Origin of the sequence: Acinetobacter sp. ANC 3882 (assembly GCF_022549545.1) — a bacterium.
In the GTDB taxonomy this organism is placed as follows: domain Bacteria; phylum Pseudomonadota; class Gammaproteobacteria; order Pseudomonadales; family Moraxellaceae; genus Acinetobacter.
Genome location: NZ_JAKZGB010000003.1, coordinates 1 through 15,313 on the forward strand (window position 1 = coordinate 1; position 15,313 = coordinate 15,313).

Sequence of the window (15,313 nt, forward strand, 5' to 3'; positions counted from 1 at the left end):
GACGATGCAGCCGTTAAATACGACGATGCAACGACTAAAGACAAGATCACGCTTGCAGGTGCAGGTGGCACGACCATCACCAATGTGAAAGCGGGAGACATCAGTTCAGCGGCATCAACAGATGCAGTGAATGGTGGTCAGTTATTCACCACCAACCAAAATGTCACTACTGCGCAAACTGCAGCTGATGCAGCGCAAGCGACAGCGGACAAAGGCATCAAATTTGGTAATGGTAGCAGCAATAACCAATTTGCATTAGGCGATACGCTGAATGTGAAAGGTGATAGCAACATCACCAGCACCACCACAGCAGATGGGGTCCAACTTGGTTTAGGTAATACCATCAAAGTGGGTACTGCAAATCCAGTCAGCATTGATGGCACAGCAGGCACGATTGGCGGCTTAAGCAACAAGACATGGAACGGCACAGCGGTTTCAGGTCAAGCGGCAACAGAAGATCAATTGGCAGCAGTTGATGGCAAGTTGGGATCTTTAGACGATGCAGCAGTTAAATACGACAATGCAACGACCAAAGACAAGATCACGCTTGCAGGTGCAGCTGGCACGACCATCACCAATGTGAAAGCGGGTGCGGTGAATTCGACTTCAACCGATGCCATCAACGGCAGCCAATTATTCAACACAGCCAACAATGTGAAGAATATTGTCGGTGGTGCAACCACGATTGATGCGACGACAGGTGCCATCACGACCAGTAAAATTGGTGGTACAGGCTCGAACACGATTGATGGCGCGATCAGCAGTGTTAAAGATGCAGCAACCAAAGCGAAGAGCACGGTAACGGCAGGAGACAACGTTGTTGTAACACCAACGACCAATGCTGATGGTTCAGGCAACTACCAAGTATCGACAGCGAAAGACGTAAACTTCGACAAGGTGACTGTGGGTAGTGTTGTTGTTGATAAGACAACTAACACTATTGAGGGCTTGAGTAATAAAGATATTAAGGCAAGTGATTTTGCAACCAAAGGTCGAGCAGCGACTGAGGAGCAATTGAAGAGTGCGATTACTAGCAATATTACTGAAGTTGTAGATGGTAATGGTAACAAGGTGAATATTGTTGATCAGGTTGTAAATACAAAACCTGACAACAAAAACCAGGACTCATTGTTCTTAACCTATGATAAGCAAGGACAAGAGACAACAGATCGCTTGACGATTGGTCAAACGGTTCAGAAGATGAATACCGATGGTATCAAGTTCTTCCATACCAATGCTGATACATCAAAAGGCGATTTAGGTGCAACCAATGATTCAAGCGCAGGAGGTATCAACTCTACAGCCATTGGTGTAAATGCAATTGTTTCAACTGGTGCAGACAGTGCAGTTGCTTTAGGGCACAACAGTAAAGCTGGAGGAAAAGAGTCCATTGCAATTGGTCAAGGTGCCGAGGCAACAGGTTTACAATCAATCAGTATTGGTACTGGTAATAAAGTGAAAGGTGATCATTCAGGTGCGATTGGTGACCCGACTATTGTTGATGGTTCGAACAGTTACTCTGTAGGTAATAATAACCAAGTGCTGACAGATGATACTTTTGTTCTCGGTAACAATGTGACCAAAACAATGACTGGCTCAGTTGTGCTAGGTACTGATTCGGCGGCAACAACAGGTGCAGGTGTTGCAGGATATGCATTATCTGCTGTAACAAGTGCAGATAAAGCAGCGATTGATAAAACAACGTCAACAACTGGAGCAGTTGCTGTAGGTGATGCATCGAGTGGTGTCTATCGTCAAATCACTGGTGTTGCAGCGGGTAGTGCAGATGCTGATGCAGTGAACGTTGCTCAGTTGAAAGCGGTGGGTAATCAGGTTGTGACAACCCAAAATGCGCTTGTAAACAGTCTTGGTGGTAATGCTAAGGTTAATGCTGACGGTACAATTACTGGACCTACTTATAATGTCGCTCAAGGAAATCAAAGCAATGTTGGTGATGCATTAACTGCACTCGACAAAGCGATTGGCTCTGCTGCAACAACATCAAAAACGACTGTGACAAATGGTCAGAATGTTGTTGTGAATAAGAGCAAAAATGCAGATGGTTCTGATAACTATGAAGTTGCAACAGCAAAAGATTTAACAGTTGACTCTGTGAAAGCAGGCGATACGGTTTTAAATAATGCTGGCATCGCAATTGGTAATAATGCAGTTGTGATAAACAACACTGGACTCATTATTGCAGGTGGACCAAGCGTTACGACTCAAGGTATCAATGCTGGCAATAAGCAGGTGACCAATGTTGCTGCGGGTGTTAATGCAACTGATGCAGTGAACAAAGGTCAATTGGATAGTGCAATCAGCAATGTGAATAACAATGTGAATGAGCTTGCCAATAATGCTGTGAAATACGACGATGCCAAAAAAGACAAGATCACCCTTGGTGGAGCAGATGGAACCACGATTACTAATGTGAAAGATGGTAATGTCGCTCAAGGTTCTAAAGATGCTGTGAATGGCGGTCAGCTTGCGCAAGTTAGAGATAATTTGCAGGGTCAAATTACCAACAACACCAATGATATTAATAACATTAAAAATGATATTAATAATGGTACGGTTGGTCTGGTCAAACAGGCAAATAGCAGTGCTGAGGTTACCGTTGCTAAGGATACTGGTGGTACAAGTGTCAATGTCGCTGGTAAAGATGGTGATCGTGTTGTTACGGGAGTTAAAGACGGTGCAGTCAATGCAACATCTAAAGATGCTGTAAATGGCTCTCAATTGAATGCAACAAATAAGAAAGTTGTCGAATTCTTAGGCGGCGGAGCTGGCTATGACAATATTACCAATAGTTTTACCAGCCCAACTTATAATGTGGGCGGTAAAGATTATAACAATGTTGGTGGAGCTGTTGATGCTTTAAATAAAGCGGATCAAGCATTGGGTAATCGTATTGATAACCTTGATAACAAACTTGAGCAAGCTTTCTACTCAACCAATCAACGTATTGATGATGTTGAGAAAAAAGCAAATGCAGGTATTGCAGCTGCAATGGCATTGGAAGCGGCGCCATATATTGCAGGTAAATATACATATGCAGCAGGTGCTTCTTATCATGGTGGTGAAAATGCAGTCGGCGTAACCTTACGTAAGACTGCAGATAATGGTCGTTGGTCAATCACAGGCGGTGTCGCTGCTGCATCTCAAGGTGAACCAAGTGTACGTGTTGGTATCAGTGGTGTAATTGACTAAGGGTTTGTTATTCAGGAGAGCCCTTAGGCTCTCCTCATCTCCAATTGATAAAGAGAGTTAGAATATGAAAAATATGATAAAAGCATTGCTAGTCGGTATCGTTTCCAGTTTTGCAATGGCTACATTCGCGTCAGATGAGGCTGTTGTTCAGCAAGAAGAAGTCAAATTTCCTACAGTTGAAAAGAGCTATCTAAAACAAGTACAACGTTATGAATATGATAATGTTGCGCGCTTAGGTACAGGTCTAACTAAAGACCAAATACGACATGTATTGGGTAACCCTCAATTTAGTGAAGGCGTGTTCTCTGTAAAGACTTGGAACTATGTATTAGATATTCGCCAACCGAATAGTCAGGATTATTTACGTTGCCAGCTGCGTGTTGATTTTGACAAGAAATATCTTTCAGAAAGATTATCTTGGAAAGGTGAGGCATGTGAAGGTTTAATGGCATGGGGTGCAAATAATCAGGTGCCTAATGATGCAAATTTGAATTCTGCTCGTTCAGGCAGTGTATTTTTTGCCTTTGACCGTTTCAATGCCAATGCGATTGAGCAAGGTTCAAGTTCAGTTAGTTCGATTGCACAACGTATTAAGCAAAGTAATTCAGCAGGCCCAATTGTGGTTGCAGGTTTTACAGATACATTAGGTAAGTTTGCTTATAATCAACAGTTATCATCACAACGTGCCAATACTGTGGCCAAACTATTGGTGAATGAAGGGATTGATGCAAACCGCATTCAGATTCAGGCTAACAGCCAAACTGATTTATATCAGCAATGTGCAGGCAATAAAGCAAATGCACAGTTGGTCGGTTGTTTGGCACCGAATCGACGTGTCAATGTAAGCTGGTAATTCACTTCAATTAAAATGGCTACTCAAGGGTAGCCATTTTTTATACTTAAATAATACCGAATGGAAAAAAATATTCCTTGATTTGAGTGTCTTTCAGCGCTTCATTGTAAAAAATATTAATATTCGTCTATTTTTCGATCAAATTCATGGGTTTTAATTGATTGATTTTATGTGGCTTTTAATTTTACTAATTTGATTTTGCATAAAATGTAATTTTTGTGAACTGTCTGACAATTTATTTTAAATTTGTTTAAAAAGTGATCTAATATGCGCGGCATAAACTAACATTTTTAGATGTCAGTTTTATGTATTTTAATAATTTCATTGAATATTTGGGGTGCAAGTTATAAGAGTATTTCACTTTTAGGCTTGATAAAAATATTCAATATTTGAGCAGCGGGTTTATCGAGGGAAAAACAATGTTGGATTCTAAAGAGCTCATCGTACTTGATCAGATACTTGTCCTGACTAAAGAAGGCAAAAATGATTTGGTTTATGAAAATGACACCTTACTAAAAGTAAAGATGATCTCAAATCAACATATTGTGGTCGAGGATGATCATCAGACCAATTTTCTATTAAAGCGACAAGATGAAAATGTCGTTTGGTCGTTTATTTAAGCTAAGAAGAATAAGCATTTGACATGTAAATTCTTATTTTAAGTTTTTATTATTCAATGGTTTATTTTTTAGCATAATTTTTCGATTAAGAACGCTATTCTCATATCGTGAATATTGCTAGGTATTTTGACTCAATTGACACTATCCAAATAAAAGCAGTCAATTCTATTTCTATGCTTTATCCTTAATTTGAATAAAAACTATTGGGAAATAGCTAAGGATGGAACAGGCGATGCAAAATAATAAATTCACGACATTTTTAAGACCTTTGGCGATGTCATGTATCTTGGCATCATCATTTGGGGTGATGAGTCCAAGTTATGCTGCAGCTGAAGGGAAATTGGACTTAACGCTTTCTCCGCATTCACAAAACAAAGTGAAGCAATTATTGAATGATCCTAAAACTTGGCAGCAGATTCCAAAACAAGTCACGTTATGTGTATTTTCTCCGAATGGCGAACATAGTGAAGCGTTTGAGCAAGCAACCAGTTATATTACCGAAATTCCAAGTATTGTTCGTGTAGCCAAGCAGTTTGGTGTGAACATGAATGTGACGCGTCCTTCACATTTACAATTCAAATTAGATTTTGACTATCCAAAATTGAAAAAACAGGCATCGACTTTGGTAAATCTCAAGGTTTATACCAATGAAGCTGTACTGACTGAGGATTTCCGTAGTAAACGCTGTGATGGGGCGGGGATCAGTAATTTACGTGCAAAGCAGTTTAATAAATTTGTAGGAAGCATTGATGCGATTGGTGCATTGCAAACCTATAAACAACTGAGTTCTGTAATTCAGGTGTTAGCTAATCCAAAATTCGATGAAAAGATGATAAATAAAGACTATGAAGTGGTTGGTGTTGTACCGCTTGGCGCTGCTTATATCATGGTCACAGATCGTAATATTAATACTTTGGCAAAAGCCGCAGGTAAGAAAGTTGCGGTATTCCAGTTCGATGAAACTCAAAAGAAATTGGTACAGAACGTCGGTGCTCAACCGGTCTCTGTTGATTTGGTCACGGTGGGTGGGAAATTTAATAATAAAGAAGTTGATATCATGGCAGGGCCAGCCATTTTATTTGAGCCGCTTGAATTGCAAAAAGGGATGACCGATAAATCAGGTAAAGCTGTGGGTGGGATCATTAAATTTCCTGTGATTCAAGTGACAGGAACTTTGATTATGCAACGCAATAAATTTCCAGCGAGAATGGGATCGATTGCACGTGAAGTCATTTCCAAGCAGTTAACTCCTGCCTTTGAATTTGTCGATAAAATTGAAGCCAAAGTTCCTGATAAATTTTGGTTAAAATTGAATGAAAGTGATAAACCTGGTTATGTTCGCTTGATGCGTGAAGCGCGGATTCAAATGACCAAAGAAGGTTTTTACGACAAAGATATGATGAAGTTGTTGAAACAGGTACGTTGCTCACAAGATCCAAGCAATTATGAATGCGCTTTGAAAGATGAGTAAATGATTTAAATTAAGCTATATCATATTGCTGTAAATACAGTCATTATTTTATAGCTTTTATTTTGATTGCCAGTTAAGAAAATGAAAAGTAATAACTCTGAAAAATCCGTTATTTTTGTTGCTGGAGCAACGGGTGCTATAGGCTATAAACTTTGTCTGATTCTCAAGCAAAATAAATATACTGTTTACGGTATGACACGTTCTATTGAGAAAGCTAAGTTTTTAGAAGCCATTGGTGTGATACCCGTAATCGCTAATATTTTTGAAGCTGAACGAATTAAAGCGTTGATGAATGAAATTGATCCAGATGTAGTCATACACCAACTGACCGACTTACCTTACGGTTTAAGTCCAGAAGGTATGAAGCAAGCGCGAATCAATACAGCACGTATCCGTAAAGAAGGGACATATAATCTTATTCAGGCTTTAAAAACGAAATCTTGTAAGCTCATTGTTCAAAGCATCGCTTTTGCTTATATACCTAATGAATCTTGTTATGATGAACAATCAGAGTTGGACTTGAACTCAGTTAATCCGATATTGAAACTGAACGCAGAGGGTATTTATGCATTAGAACAGCAGGTACTACTGAGTGGGCTAGATCATGCCATTTTAAGATATGGTAAGCTTTATGGAAAAGCGACAGGCTCTCTACCAGCTGAGCTTTGCAAAGTCAATGTAGATGCTGCTGCACATGCTGCTTATTTGGCAATTGAGAATGGAGAGGGAGTTTATCAAATTGTCGAAGATGATTTAATTTATAAGAATATAAAAGCTAAGAATGACTTAAGTTTTGATCCAAATTATCGTTTTTATATTTGTTAAGCAATTAAATACTTAAAAGATACTCCAGAGGTGCCGCTGCATGGTCGTTACCCTGAACCCGATGAGTTCAAGGTGGAGGTGACGTATACTTAATGGGTTTCCTACTCGAGGCAGGCATACACTCAAAATACACAGAACACATCCATAAATTTAAGTATCGGCAGGGGAATAGACGTACTGGCGAACACCCTAGAGATAGCTTTAGTATAACTGATCTTTACACGATGACAATCCTTGCAGGAGACTTATCTGTAAAGATACTTACTAATTGATGGGGCTTTGTGCAATTTTACTCAACAGTTTGTTCGACATCTTCCAAAATGGTTTGGAGTAGATGCTCGCAGTGTGCATATTCTTGCAACGACTTGTTCAAGCTGAATACTTCCTGAGCCATTTGCAACGCGACCATAATCACAAGTTTATTATGTTCTACGCGTGGCGCATTGCGGCGCATATCGTGAAATTTTTGATTTAACAATTCAGCTGCGCGTTCTAACTCTTCACGTTTATCCTCAGTTGTGTTGAGGCGGAAAGTCTGTTCGATTAAGCGAAGTTCGACAACGATAGGTTCACTCATGATCAGGTCTCCTCTTGAGTTTCAGCATTTGGATGTGCAAGCTGCTGAATTTCTTGTGCATGTTGATCCTGAGCTGTACCTAAAATTGCAAGACGCTGGATAATCGCTTCAACTTTAGATTTCGCAAGTTCATTTTTTTGCAACAAGCGATCACGGTCTTGCTGTAAATCTTGAATTTCTTGCTGACTATGACGTTGTTGTGCCTGTAACTTTTCTTTATTCACACGCAAGTCATTACGCTCCGCCAAGATTTCTTGGAAGCGATTTTTTAAATCAGTCGTGCTCTTCTCTAAACGGCTATAACGCTCGGCTAAAGTTGTTGCGTCTTGATTCAGTTGTTTAAATTGATCTTGTAACTGAGTGAGTTGTTCAGTTAAGTTATCAACTTCTTCCTGCTTTTGCGTGATGATGCTATTTTTCTGCACAACTTGTGCATGATGATCAGTTTCAGCTAATTGTTTAGCTTCAGTGAGCGACGCGTTTTCTCGCTCTAAATGATGTAAGCGTGTTTTTAAAACACCAATATGCGCTTGTAGACGCTGTAATTGTTCTAACATAACGAAGGTCGCACAGAGTTGCAATCAAAGGTAATATATACAGCAGTATAGAGATTGGATAAACGAATGCAAGACGATATTTCAGGTTGGACGGAATGGAATGCCCATTTTGATGGAATTGAAGAAATTTCAAGTCCAAGTGAGTTACATGGTTTACTTACAGGTATAGTTTGTGTGACACAAGCGCCAACCACCGATGAATGGTCACAAATTTTAAACACCCTTAATGTGCCTGCTTTACAACCAGAAGCACTGGAAAGTTTGACGGATGAAGCAGAAGATGTTGCACATGCTTTATCGGATGATGAATTAGATTATTTACCAATGCTCCCAGATGATAATCATTTGCTCGCTGATCGTGTCCAAGCCTTGGCAGATTGGTGTGCAGGTGTGGTCCTTGGTTTTGGTTTGGCTTCAGGTCATATTCGTGCAGAAGAGCAAGAACTGATTGAACATTTACAAGATGTTGCAGCAGTCGAGTTTGAAGATTCGGATAATGATGAAGAGGGTGAAGAAAGCTATCAGGAGCTGTATGAGTTTGTACGCTTGATTCCTGTGAGCTTGTCGATTGGCCGCACCAAGATTCCTGTAGCCGAAAGTTCATTATTGCAAAACTTTCATGCTAAAAGCAGAAATCAAGAAGGGGCAGCTGACCCTCAAACTGTAGTCGAAATGTTTACCCCACATCGTCCGAGTTAACTCGGGCGATGCCTTAAAAGCTTATAAATAAAGATACTTACAATCATTCATCTTCATCAGAAGGACTATATGAAATTAAGTCAAGCCGATTTTAAACACCGCCGTGATCTTCTTGCTGAAAAAATAGGTAGCAATAGCATTGCAATTATTGCGACACGAGCAGAAATGTATCGTAATCGCGATGCTGATTATAAATATCGTGCAGACAGTAGTTTTTATTATCTAACAGGATTTGCCGAGCCAGAGGCAGTGGCTGTGATCGAAACCTTTGAGGAAGGTGAGGAGTATAGCTACAGTCTGTTTTGCCGTGAACGTGATCGTGAAATGGAAATCTGGCATGGTTATCGTGCAGGAATTGATGGTGCGATTGAAATCTATGATGCAGATGAAGCATATGCGATTGATTTATTAGATGAAGAAATCATCGAAAAACTTTTAAATAAACAACGCCTTTACTATCGTATTGGTCAGCAAGCTGAGTTTGATGCACGTGTCAGTCAGTGGATTCAGAAAGCGGATGCAGAACAGCGTCGTGGTAGTGCTGCACCTGCTGAGTTAATTCAGCTTGATCGTATTGTTGATGAAATGCGTCTGAAAAAATCAGCACAAGAAATTGAGTTGATGCAGATTGCATCGAATATTAGTGCCGAAGCGCATACCCGTGCCATGCAAACCGTTAAACCGAATATGATGGAGTATGCATTAGAAGCAGAACTCAATTATATCTTTGGGAAAAACGGCTGTGTGCCATCGTATAACAGTATCGTGGGTGGGGGTGAAAATGCTTGCATCTTGCATTATGTTGAAAATAACAAGCCATTAAATGATGGTGATTTAGTGCTGATTGATGCGGCATGTGAATATGAATTCTATGCCTCTGATATTACGCGTACATTCCCTGTCAATGGTAAGTTTAGCCCTGAACAAAAGGCTTTATATAATATTGTGTTAGACGCTCAGCTTGCAGCAATTGATGCGACGCGTATCGGCAATCATTATAAATATCCGCATCAAGTCGCAGTGAAAATCTTAACTCAAGGTTTGGTTGATCTTGGTTTGATTAGTGGCGATGTCGATGAATTGATTGAAAGCGAAGCATTCCGTCAGTTCTTTATGCATGGTACAGGGCATTGGCTTGGTATGGATGTACATGATGTTGGTGCGTACAAGACTGGCGAAGACTGGCGTGCTTATGAAGCAGGTATGGTCGTAACCGTTGAACCTGGTTTATATGTCGCACCCGATGATGAAACGGTTGATGCAAAATGGCGTGGTATCGGGATTCGTATCGAAGATGACATTGTCGTAACTGAAAATGGCCCATTGGTTCTAACCAAGAATGTGGTGAAAACCGTTGAGGAAATTGAAAGTTTGATGGCGAGTCGTTAAGTTGAGATTGAGAAAAAGGCTTATCAATAGATAGGCCTTTTTTATTTTAAAAACATAGACCAAACAAAGTACAAATTCCCTTCCTGATTTGAGTTAGAGTAAGATAGGTCCCGAAACATCAAGTCATGAAAAACTGATAAGGAATAATATTATGCAGCAACAAGTCATCATTGTCGGTGGAGGTATGGTTGGACTCAGCCTTGCTTTAATGTTGGCAAAATCTAATATCGCAGTAAAGCTATTAGAAGCTGTGAAATATCCGAATTACGATGACGAAAATGTTGCCCCTTATCATTCCAGTTTTGATGCACGTAATACCGCGTTGTCACGTCGTAGTGTACAGATTTACCAAAAACTAGGCTTATGGGAAGCCTTACAGCAACATGCTACGCCCATTCTGCAAGTGCATATTACTGAGCAGGGCAGTTTTGGTAAGGCACGCTTAGTTGCTGAACAAGAAAAAGTAGAAAGCTTTGGGCAGGTGATTGAAAATGCGTGGTTAGGTCGTGTATTGCTGACACAGGTTCGTCAGCAGCCGTTGATTGAGTTGATTGATGGTGTGCAAGTCACCTCACTCACACAAGATGCAGACCAAGTCCAAATTGAAGCGATGCGTAACGGTGAATATATTCATTCGCTAAAATCCAAGTTGGTGATTGCGGCAGATGGTCGTGATTCTTTCTGCCGACAGGCCATTGGCGTGGGTGTCGATGAGCATGATTATGATCAAGTGGCTATTGTGACGACCGTACAAACCTCTAAACCGCATCAGCACGTTGGTTTTGAGCGGTTTAGCGCATTAGGACCATTGGCTCTCTTACCTCTACCGGGTGAATACCGTCGCTCAGTGGTATGGCCTGTGAAGAAGGGCACTGAGGCAGAATGGTTGGGTGAAGAAAATGATCAGCACTTCCTCGATGCTTTACAGGAAACCTATGGTGACCGTGCTGGAAAATTTGAAAAAACAGGTAAGCGTTTTAGCTATCCATTGTCACAAGTGTTAGCAGATAAGCAAGCCGTTGGGCGTGTGGTGTTGATGGGGAATGCAGCACATACGATTCATCCAGTGGCAGGACAAGGTTTTAACCTATGTTTGCGTGATGCAGATGTGTTGGTTCGTTTCTTGATGGAACAATTGGCGAAGTCTGATGATATTGGCACACCAGAAAATTTATTGGCCTATGAGCAATCTCGCTTAAAGGATCAGCAACGGGTGATTAAGTTCTGTGATTCGGTGGTGCGTGGCTTTAGCAATCAGAATCCAATTCTCAAATTATTACGTAATACAGGATTGATTGCATTTGACGTGATTCCGGGTGTTAAGCCTCTGGTTGCCAATTATGCGATGGGACTAAAAGCATGAGTGAAATGTTAGATATTGTCATCGTCGGTGGTGGTTTGGTTGGTGGTCTAACCGCTTTATTGTTGGCTCAAGGTGGCGTGCAAGCTACAGTGCTGGATGCAGCGCCTGTACTTGATCAAGACAAAACACTTGCGGTGATGAATCCACGGGTGTTGGCACTGAGTCAGGCGACCATACATCTGCTTAAAACCGTCGATGTTTGGGATGATTTAGCACGTCAAATGCCATATTCAGGGATGCAGGTCTGGAATAAAAATGGCTATGGCGAAATCAATTTTGGACATGCTTCTGAGCAGCCACCACATGCAGATCAGGCCTTAGGTTCGATGGTCGAGCCGAGTGTTTTGAATGTAGCGATTCAACAAAAAATGTTGCAGCAGCTCAACGATTATCGTACTCAAGTCAAAGTGATTCGTATTGAGCAGATTCCTCAAGGTTGGTCGATTCAATTGGCGGATGGTACAACATTAAAAACGAAGTTGCTCATTGGTGCAGATGGGGCGAATTCTTTTGTACGTGAGCAGGCGTATATCGATTTAGATGTCTTGGATTACCAACAAGCTGCGATCAGTTGTGCGATTAAAACCACGCAACCCAATCAATATGTCGCTCGTCAGATATTCTTGCCGACAGGACCTTTGGCATATTTGCCAATGGCAAGCCTCAATGCACAAGAGAATGGCTATTGGCAGTCGATTGTCTGGACATTGCCTGATGATTATGCCGATGAGTATTCAGCATTAAGTGATCAAGATTTTAAGCAATTATTGACGCAAGAAAGTTTGCATATGTTAGGAGACGTGGTCGAGGTCCGTTCTCGGGCTCAATTTCCACTGAAAGCACGTGCTGCTCAGCGTTATATTAAATCAGGTCTGGCATTGATTGGCGATGCTGCGCATGTGATTCATCCTTTGGCTGGACAGGGCGTGAATATTGGTTGCTTAGATGCCGCGGTACTGTGTGATGTATTACTGCACGATTTAAAGCGTGGTGTGTGGGCCAATGATCAAACCTTATTACGTTATGAGCACCAGCGTAAAGGGCAGAATGATGCCATGATGCATAGTATGTCTGCGATTGGCTGGCTAGAAAGTTCGGAGCTATTTCCCTTTGTTTGGGCGCGAAATTTCGGCTTAAAACAGGTTGAACAATTCGATTGGTTCAAAGATCGTTTTATGCAACAAGCCAATGGATTAGGGACATTGAAAGACACACAATATGCGTGTTAAAAAATAGTAGATATTTTTTAAACAATCATTTATAAATCAGAGTGAATTTGGTCGCAAAAAATACGATTTAATCAAGATTGTACTTTGCGAATTGACGAGAGCTTGCTAAATTTCACCAAGTTCTGATGGCCAAATAGCGATGATGAGAAATTTAGTCATTGTGGGGAGATTAATATGACGGAAATGAATGATTACGACGACAACACAGAAGATTCTGCTGTAGACGACGAAGAGGCGAAAGCGGCAGAAACTGGTGCAGATAGCGAAGAGTCGAGCACCAATGACACTGATCTTGCTGAAGCAGAGAGCTTAACAGTGACTGCCAAGCTGAAACAGCGTCAAGCTTTGGAAGATGAAGTTGCTGCATTTCTAGCAAGAGGTGGGCGCATTACTGAAGTTCCTCCAGATGAACATCAAGATTAAGTCAGTTATGACATAGAAAAAGCATCACGGTTGTGGTGCTTTTTTGTGTTGATGTGATTCATGTTCACACTCAAGTGGCTGATGTAACTCTTTTAAAATGCCACATTGTTCAATGGTACGATGTTGTGAACATTGCTGTTTTAAATGGCTCAGATCTTGTTTGAGATGTTCTAGGTTTCGAATCTTTTGTGAAACCTCTGCGAGATATTGATCAATCAGATGATCGACTTCCATACAGGTTTGATTCGGATTTTCGGTTAAGCCCTTGAGCTTTTGAATATCCTGTAAGGTGATGCCCAATTCTCGACAATGCTTTAAAAATAGCAATTCTGAAAGCATGTGTTCCGAATAATGACGGTAATTGCCCGCCGTTCGCTTGGCTTTTTCAAGTAATCCAATCTTTTCATAATAACGGATGGTGTCGACAGACACGCCTGACCTTTTTGCCAATTGTCCAATGCTAAAACTGATCATGCTTGACTCTGGAGTTACTCTAGGGTTTTAAATCACTATAAAAGATTATGCGAGAAAAGTCATGGCAGGATGTGGATGCAATACAGCATGTGCCCCAGCAAAGCAAATTAGTCCCAAATTTAGAAAAGCATTATGGATTGCGTTAATTCTAAATGCATTGATGTTCTTTGTAGAGATTATTGGCGGCTCACATGCACGCTCTGTATCGTTATGGGCCGATGCACTGGATTTTGCGGGTGATGCCGCTAACTATGCCATTTCATTGGCAGTGCTATCCATGACTTTGTATTGGCGTGCGACCGCAGCTTTAGTCAAAGGCATCACCATGGCGGCATTTGGTATTTTTGTGATTGTTAAAGTATTTTGGTCATGGTGGCTAGGTGTAACACCTGAACCAATGCTCATGGGGGCGATTGGTGTACTGGCATTGGCTGTGAATGTGATCTCTGCGTTGATGCTCTATGCATTCCGTGATGGTGACTCGAATATGCGTTCCGTATGGTTATGCAGTCGAAATGATGCAATCGCCAATATTGCAATCATCATTGCCGCATTTGGTGTATTTGGAACTGGAACCATGTTCCCTGATTTATTTGTGGCGTTTATTATCGCGTATTTGGGTGTTTCATCGGGGTTGAGTGTGATTAAGCAAGCGAGAGCGGAAAGAAAAATCGATCAAGGCAATATCATGACCAAGGCTTAAGATATATTGTTCTTATTGCATATTTAAATGATAAGGGGAGATTTTTATAATCTCCCCTTATGCTTTATTTATCTTGTTGGTTGAGTTCCAAAGCGCGTTGGTAAGCGACTTTCTTTTTAATACCCGTCAAGTCAGCGGCCAATTGTGATGCGGCTTTTACCGATAAATCCTGTAATAAGCGTTTTAACAACTCATCCAGCTTATCTTGCTCTAGGTCTTTTTCGGCAGATGCTCCACCCACCACAACCACAATTTCACCTTTTTCTTGGTTGTGATCATTTTCAATAAAAGTAACCAATTCTTTTAACGTCATCTTTTTGATAGTTTCAAAGGTTTTGGTAATTTCACGTGCAAAACCGACGGGACGATCTTCACCAAAAACTTGCGCCATATTTTTGATACTGTCCAAAATGCGATGAGGGGCTTCGTAGAAAATCAAGGTCTGAGTTTCATCCTTGAGCTTTTCAAGCTGGCTAATTCGCTGTGATGATTTTGAAGGTAAAAATCCCTCAAAACTAAAACGATCACTTGGCAAGCCAACCGCACTTAATGCTGCAATTGCTGCACAAGCACCAGGGACTGGAATCACGCGAATACCATGTTCTTGCGCGGCACGAACCAGTTTAAAACCAGGGTCACTAATCAAGGGCGTACCAGCATCACTGATTAATGCAACATTTTCTCCTTTTAACATTCTTTGGAGAAGTTGATCAATTTTGTTACTTTCATTGTGATCATGACACGCTGTGAGTGGAGTTGAGATATTATAATGTTTGAATAATTGAGCAGATTGACGAGTGTCTTCTGCGGCAACTACCGATACAGATTTTAAAATATCAATTGCACGAAAGGTCATGTCATCTAAGTGCCCAATCGGGGTTGCCACAACAAATAATTGAGCACTCATAAAAGGTAACTCC

Annotated in this window: 15 protein-coding genes and 1 other RNA gene; 11 read left to right on the top strand and 5 right to left on the bottom strand. The window is 41.0% G+C overall.

The features are described 5' to 3' along the window. The 5 genes from MMO42_RS07545 to MMO42_RS07565 all read left to right on the top strand — a co-directional run. The coding region (locus MMO42_RS07545; protein WP_241319926.1) for a YadA-like family protein at window positions 1–3,210 on the top strand (3,210 nt) is incomplete at its 5' end. Between the two features lie 64 nt (window positions 3,211–3,274). Then, entirely contained in the window at window positions 3,275–4,063 is a 789-nt protein-coding gene (locus tag MMO42_RS07550; protein ID WP_241319927.1) for an OmpA family protein, read from the top strand. A gap of 419 nt (window positions 4,064–4,482) precedes the next feature. Continuing rightward, window positions 4,483–4,683: a hypothetical protein gene (locus MMO42_RS07555; RefSeq protein WP_005183946.1), complete on the top strand. Its 201-nt coding sequence runs from the start codon at window positions 4,483–4,485 to the stop codon at window positions 4,681–4,683. Between the two features lie 232 nt (window positions 4,684–4,915). Beyond that, window positions 4,916–6,154 (top strand): putative solute-binding protein, encoded by a 1,239-nt coding sequence (locus MMO42_RS07560; protein WP_241319928.1) that lies wholly within the window; start codon window positions 4,916–4,918, stop codon window positions 6,152–6,154. Between the two features lie 81 nt (window positions 6,155–6,235). Further along, complete coding sequence (locus tag MMO42_RS07565; protein WP_241319929.1) at window positions 6,236–6,979, top strand: NAD(P)-dependent oxidoreductase; 744 nt, start codon at window positions 6,236–6,238, stop codon at window positions 6,977–6,979. Between the two features lie 18 nt (window positions 6,980–6,997). On the opposite strand, the gene ssrS is transcribed toward MMO42_RS07565, so the two are convergent. The 3 genes from ssrS to MMO42_RS07580 form a co-directional block, all read right to left on the bottom strand. Beyond that, window positions 6,998–7,178, bottom strand: a non-coding RNA gene (ssrS, locus tag MMO42_RS07570) — 6S RNA. Window positions 7,179–7,268: 90 nt separating this feature from the next. Further along, window positions 7,269–7,556 carry a cell division protein ZapA gene (locus MMO42_RS07575; RefSeq protein WP_005145221.1) on the bottom strand — a complete coding sequence of 96 codons (288 nt, stop codon included), beginning with the start codon at window positions 7,554–7,556 and terminating at the stop codon, window positions 7,269–7,271. A gap of 2 nt (window positions 7,557–7,558) precedes the next feature. Continuing rightward, window positions 7,559–8,113: a hypothetical protein gene (locus MMO42_RS07580; protein WP_005295885.1), complete on the bottom strand. Its 555-nt coding sequence runs from the start codon at window positions 8,111–8,113 to the stop codon at window positions 7,559–7,561. 66 nt (window positions 8,114–8,179) lie between these two features. On the opposite strand from MMO42_RS07580, the gene MMO42_RS07585 reads away from it, so the two are divergent. From MMO42_RS07585 to MMO42_RS07605, 5 genes are all read left to right on the top strand, one after another. Beyond that, entirely contained in the window at window positions 8,180–8,812 is a 633-nt protein-coding gene (locus tag MMO42_RS07585; protein ID WP_005295884.1) for a UPF0149 family protein, read from the top strand. Window positions 8,813–8,881: 69 nt separating this feature from the next. Continuing rightward, window positions 8,882–10,201, top strand: a complete 1,320-nt coding sequence (gene pepP / locus MMO42_RS07590; RefSeq protein WP_005295881.1) for a Xaa-Pro aminopeptidase — start codon at window positions 8,882–8,884, stop codon at window positions 10,199–10,201. A 151-nt stretch (window positions 10,202–10,352) separates the two neighbouring features. After that, on the top strand, window positions 10,353–11,564 hold the full coding sequence (gene ubiH / locus MMO42_RS07595) for a 2-octaprenyl-6-methoxyphenyl hydroxylase (RefSeq protein ID WP_005295874.1): 1,212 nt from the start codon (window positions 10,353–10,355) through the stop codon (window positions 11,562–11,564). After that, window positions 11,561–12,793: an FAD-dependent monooxygenase gene (locus tag MMO42_RS07600; protein ID WP_241319930.1), complete on the top strand. Its 1,233-nt coding sequence runs from the start codon at window positions 11,561–11,563 to the stop codon at window positions 12,791–12,793. Before ubiH ends, MMO42_RS07600 begins: the two co-directional genes overlap by 4 nt. 174 nt (window positions 12,794–12,967) lie before the next feature. Beyond that, window positions 12,968–13,216 carry a hypothetical protein gene (locus MMO42_RS07605; RefSeq protein ID WP_241319931.1) on the top strand — a complete coding sequence of 83 codons (249 nt, stop codon included), beginning with the start codon at window positions 12,968–12,970 and terminating at the stop codon, window positions 13,214–13,216. A gap of 24 nt (window positions 13,217–13,240) precedes the next feature. Here the strand turns inward: MMO42_RS07605 and MMO42_RS07610 are convergent, their stop codons facing one another. Beyond that, window positions 13,241–13,690 carry a MerR family transcriptional regulator gene (locus tag MMO42_RS07610; protein WP_241319932.1) on the bottom strand — a complete coding sequence of 150 codons (450 nt, stop codon included), beginning with the start codon at window positions 13,688–13,690 and terminating at the stop codon, window positions 13,241–13,243. A 61-nt stretch (window positions 13,691–13,751) separates the two neighbouring features. Between MMO42_RS07610 and MMO42_RS07615 the strand changes: the two genes are divergently transcribed. Then, on the top strand, window positions 13,752–14,393 hold the full coding sequence (locus MMO42_RS07615) for a cation transporter (protein ID WP_241319933.1): 642 nt from the start codon (window positions 13,752–13,754) through the stop codon (window positions 14,391–14,393). A gap of 64 nt (window positions 14,394–14,457) precedes the next feature. Here the strand turns inward: MMO42_RS07615 and rsmI are convergent, their stop codons facing one another. Beyond that, on the bottom strand, window positions 14,458–15,300 hold the full coding sequence (gene rsmI / locus MMO42_RS07620) for a 16S rRNA (cytidine(1402)-2'-O)-methyltransferase (RefSeq protein ID WP_241319934.1): 843 nt from the start codon (window positions 15,298–15,300) through the stop codon (window positions 14,458–14,460). Between the last annotated feature and the right edge of the window lie 13 nt (window positions 15,301–15,313).

Bases quoted from the DNA above. Each gene is read 5' to 3' on its own strand.
- MMO42_RS07565 (WP_241319929.1), top strand. From the start codon at position 6,236: ATGAAAAGTAATAACTCTGAAAAATCCGTTATTTTTGTTGCTGGAGCA.
- MMO42_RS07580 (WP_005295885.1), bottom strand. From the start codon at position 8,113: ATGTTAGAACAATTACAGCGTCTACAAGCGCATATTGGTGTTTTAAAA.
- MMO42_RS07550 (WP_241319927.1), top strand. From the start codon at position 3,275: ATGAAAAATATGATAAAAGCATTGCTAGTCGGTATCGTTTCCAGTTTT.
- pepP (WP_005295881.1), top strand. From the start codon at position 8,882: ATGAAATTAAGTCAAGCCGATTTTAAACACCGCCGTGATCTTCTTGCT.
- MMO42_RS07615 (WP_241319933.1), top strand. From the start codon at position 13,752: ATGGCAGGATGTGGATGCAATACAGCATGTGCCCCAGCAAAGCAAATT.
- MMO42_RS07575 (WP_005145221.1), bottom strand. From the start codon at position 7,556: ATGAGTGAACCTATCGTTGTCGAACTTCGCTTAATCGAACAGACTTTC.
- MMO42_RS07585 (WP_005295884.1), top strand. From the start codon at position 8,180: ATGCAAGACGATATTTCAGGTTGGACGGAATGGAATGCCCATTTTGAT.
- ubiH (WP_005295874.1), top strand. From the start codon at position 10,353: ATGCAGCAACAAGTCATCATTGTCGGTGGAGGTATGGTTGGACTCAGC.
- MMO42_RS07555 (WP_005183946.1), top strand. From the start codon at position 4,483: ATGTTGGATTCTAAAGAGCTCATCGTACTTGATCAGATACTTGTCCTG.
- MMO42_RS07600 (WP_241319930.1), top strand. From the start codon at position 11,561: ATGAGTGAAATGTTAGATATTGTCATCGTCGGTGGTGGTTTGGTTGGT.
- MMO42_RS07560 (WP_241319928.1), top strand. From the start codon at position 4,916: ATGCAAAATAATAAATTCACGACATTTTTAAGACCTTTGGCGATGTCA.
- MMO42_RS07605 (WP_241319931.1), top strand. From the start codon at position 12,968: ATGACGGAAATGAATGATTACGACGACAACACAGAAGATTCTGCTGTA.
- rsmI (WP_241319934.1), bottom strand. From the start codon at position 15,300: ATGAGTGCTCAATTATTTGTTGTGGCAACCCCGATTGGGCACTTAGAT.
- MMO42_RS07610 (WP_241319932.1), bottom strand. From the start codon at position 13,690: ATGATCAGTTTTAGCATTGGACAATTGGCAAAAAGGTCAGGCGTGTCT.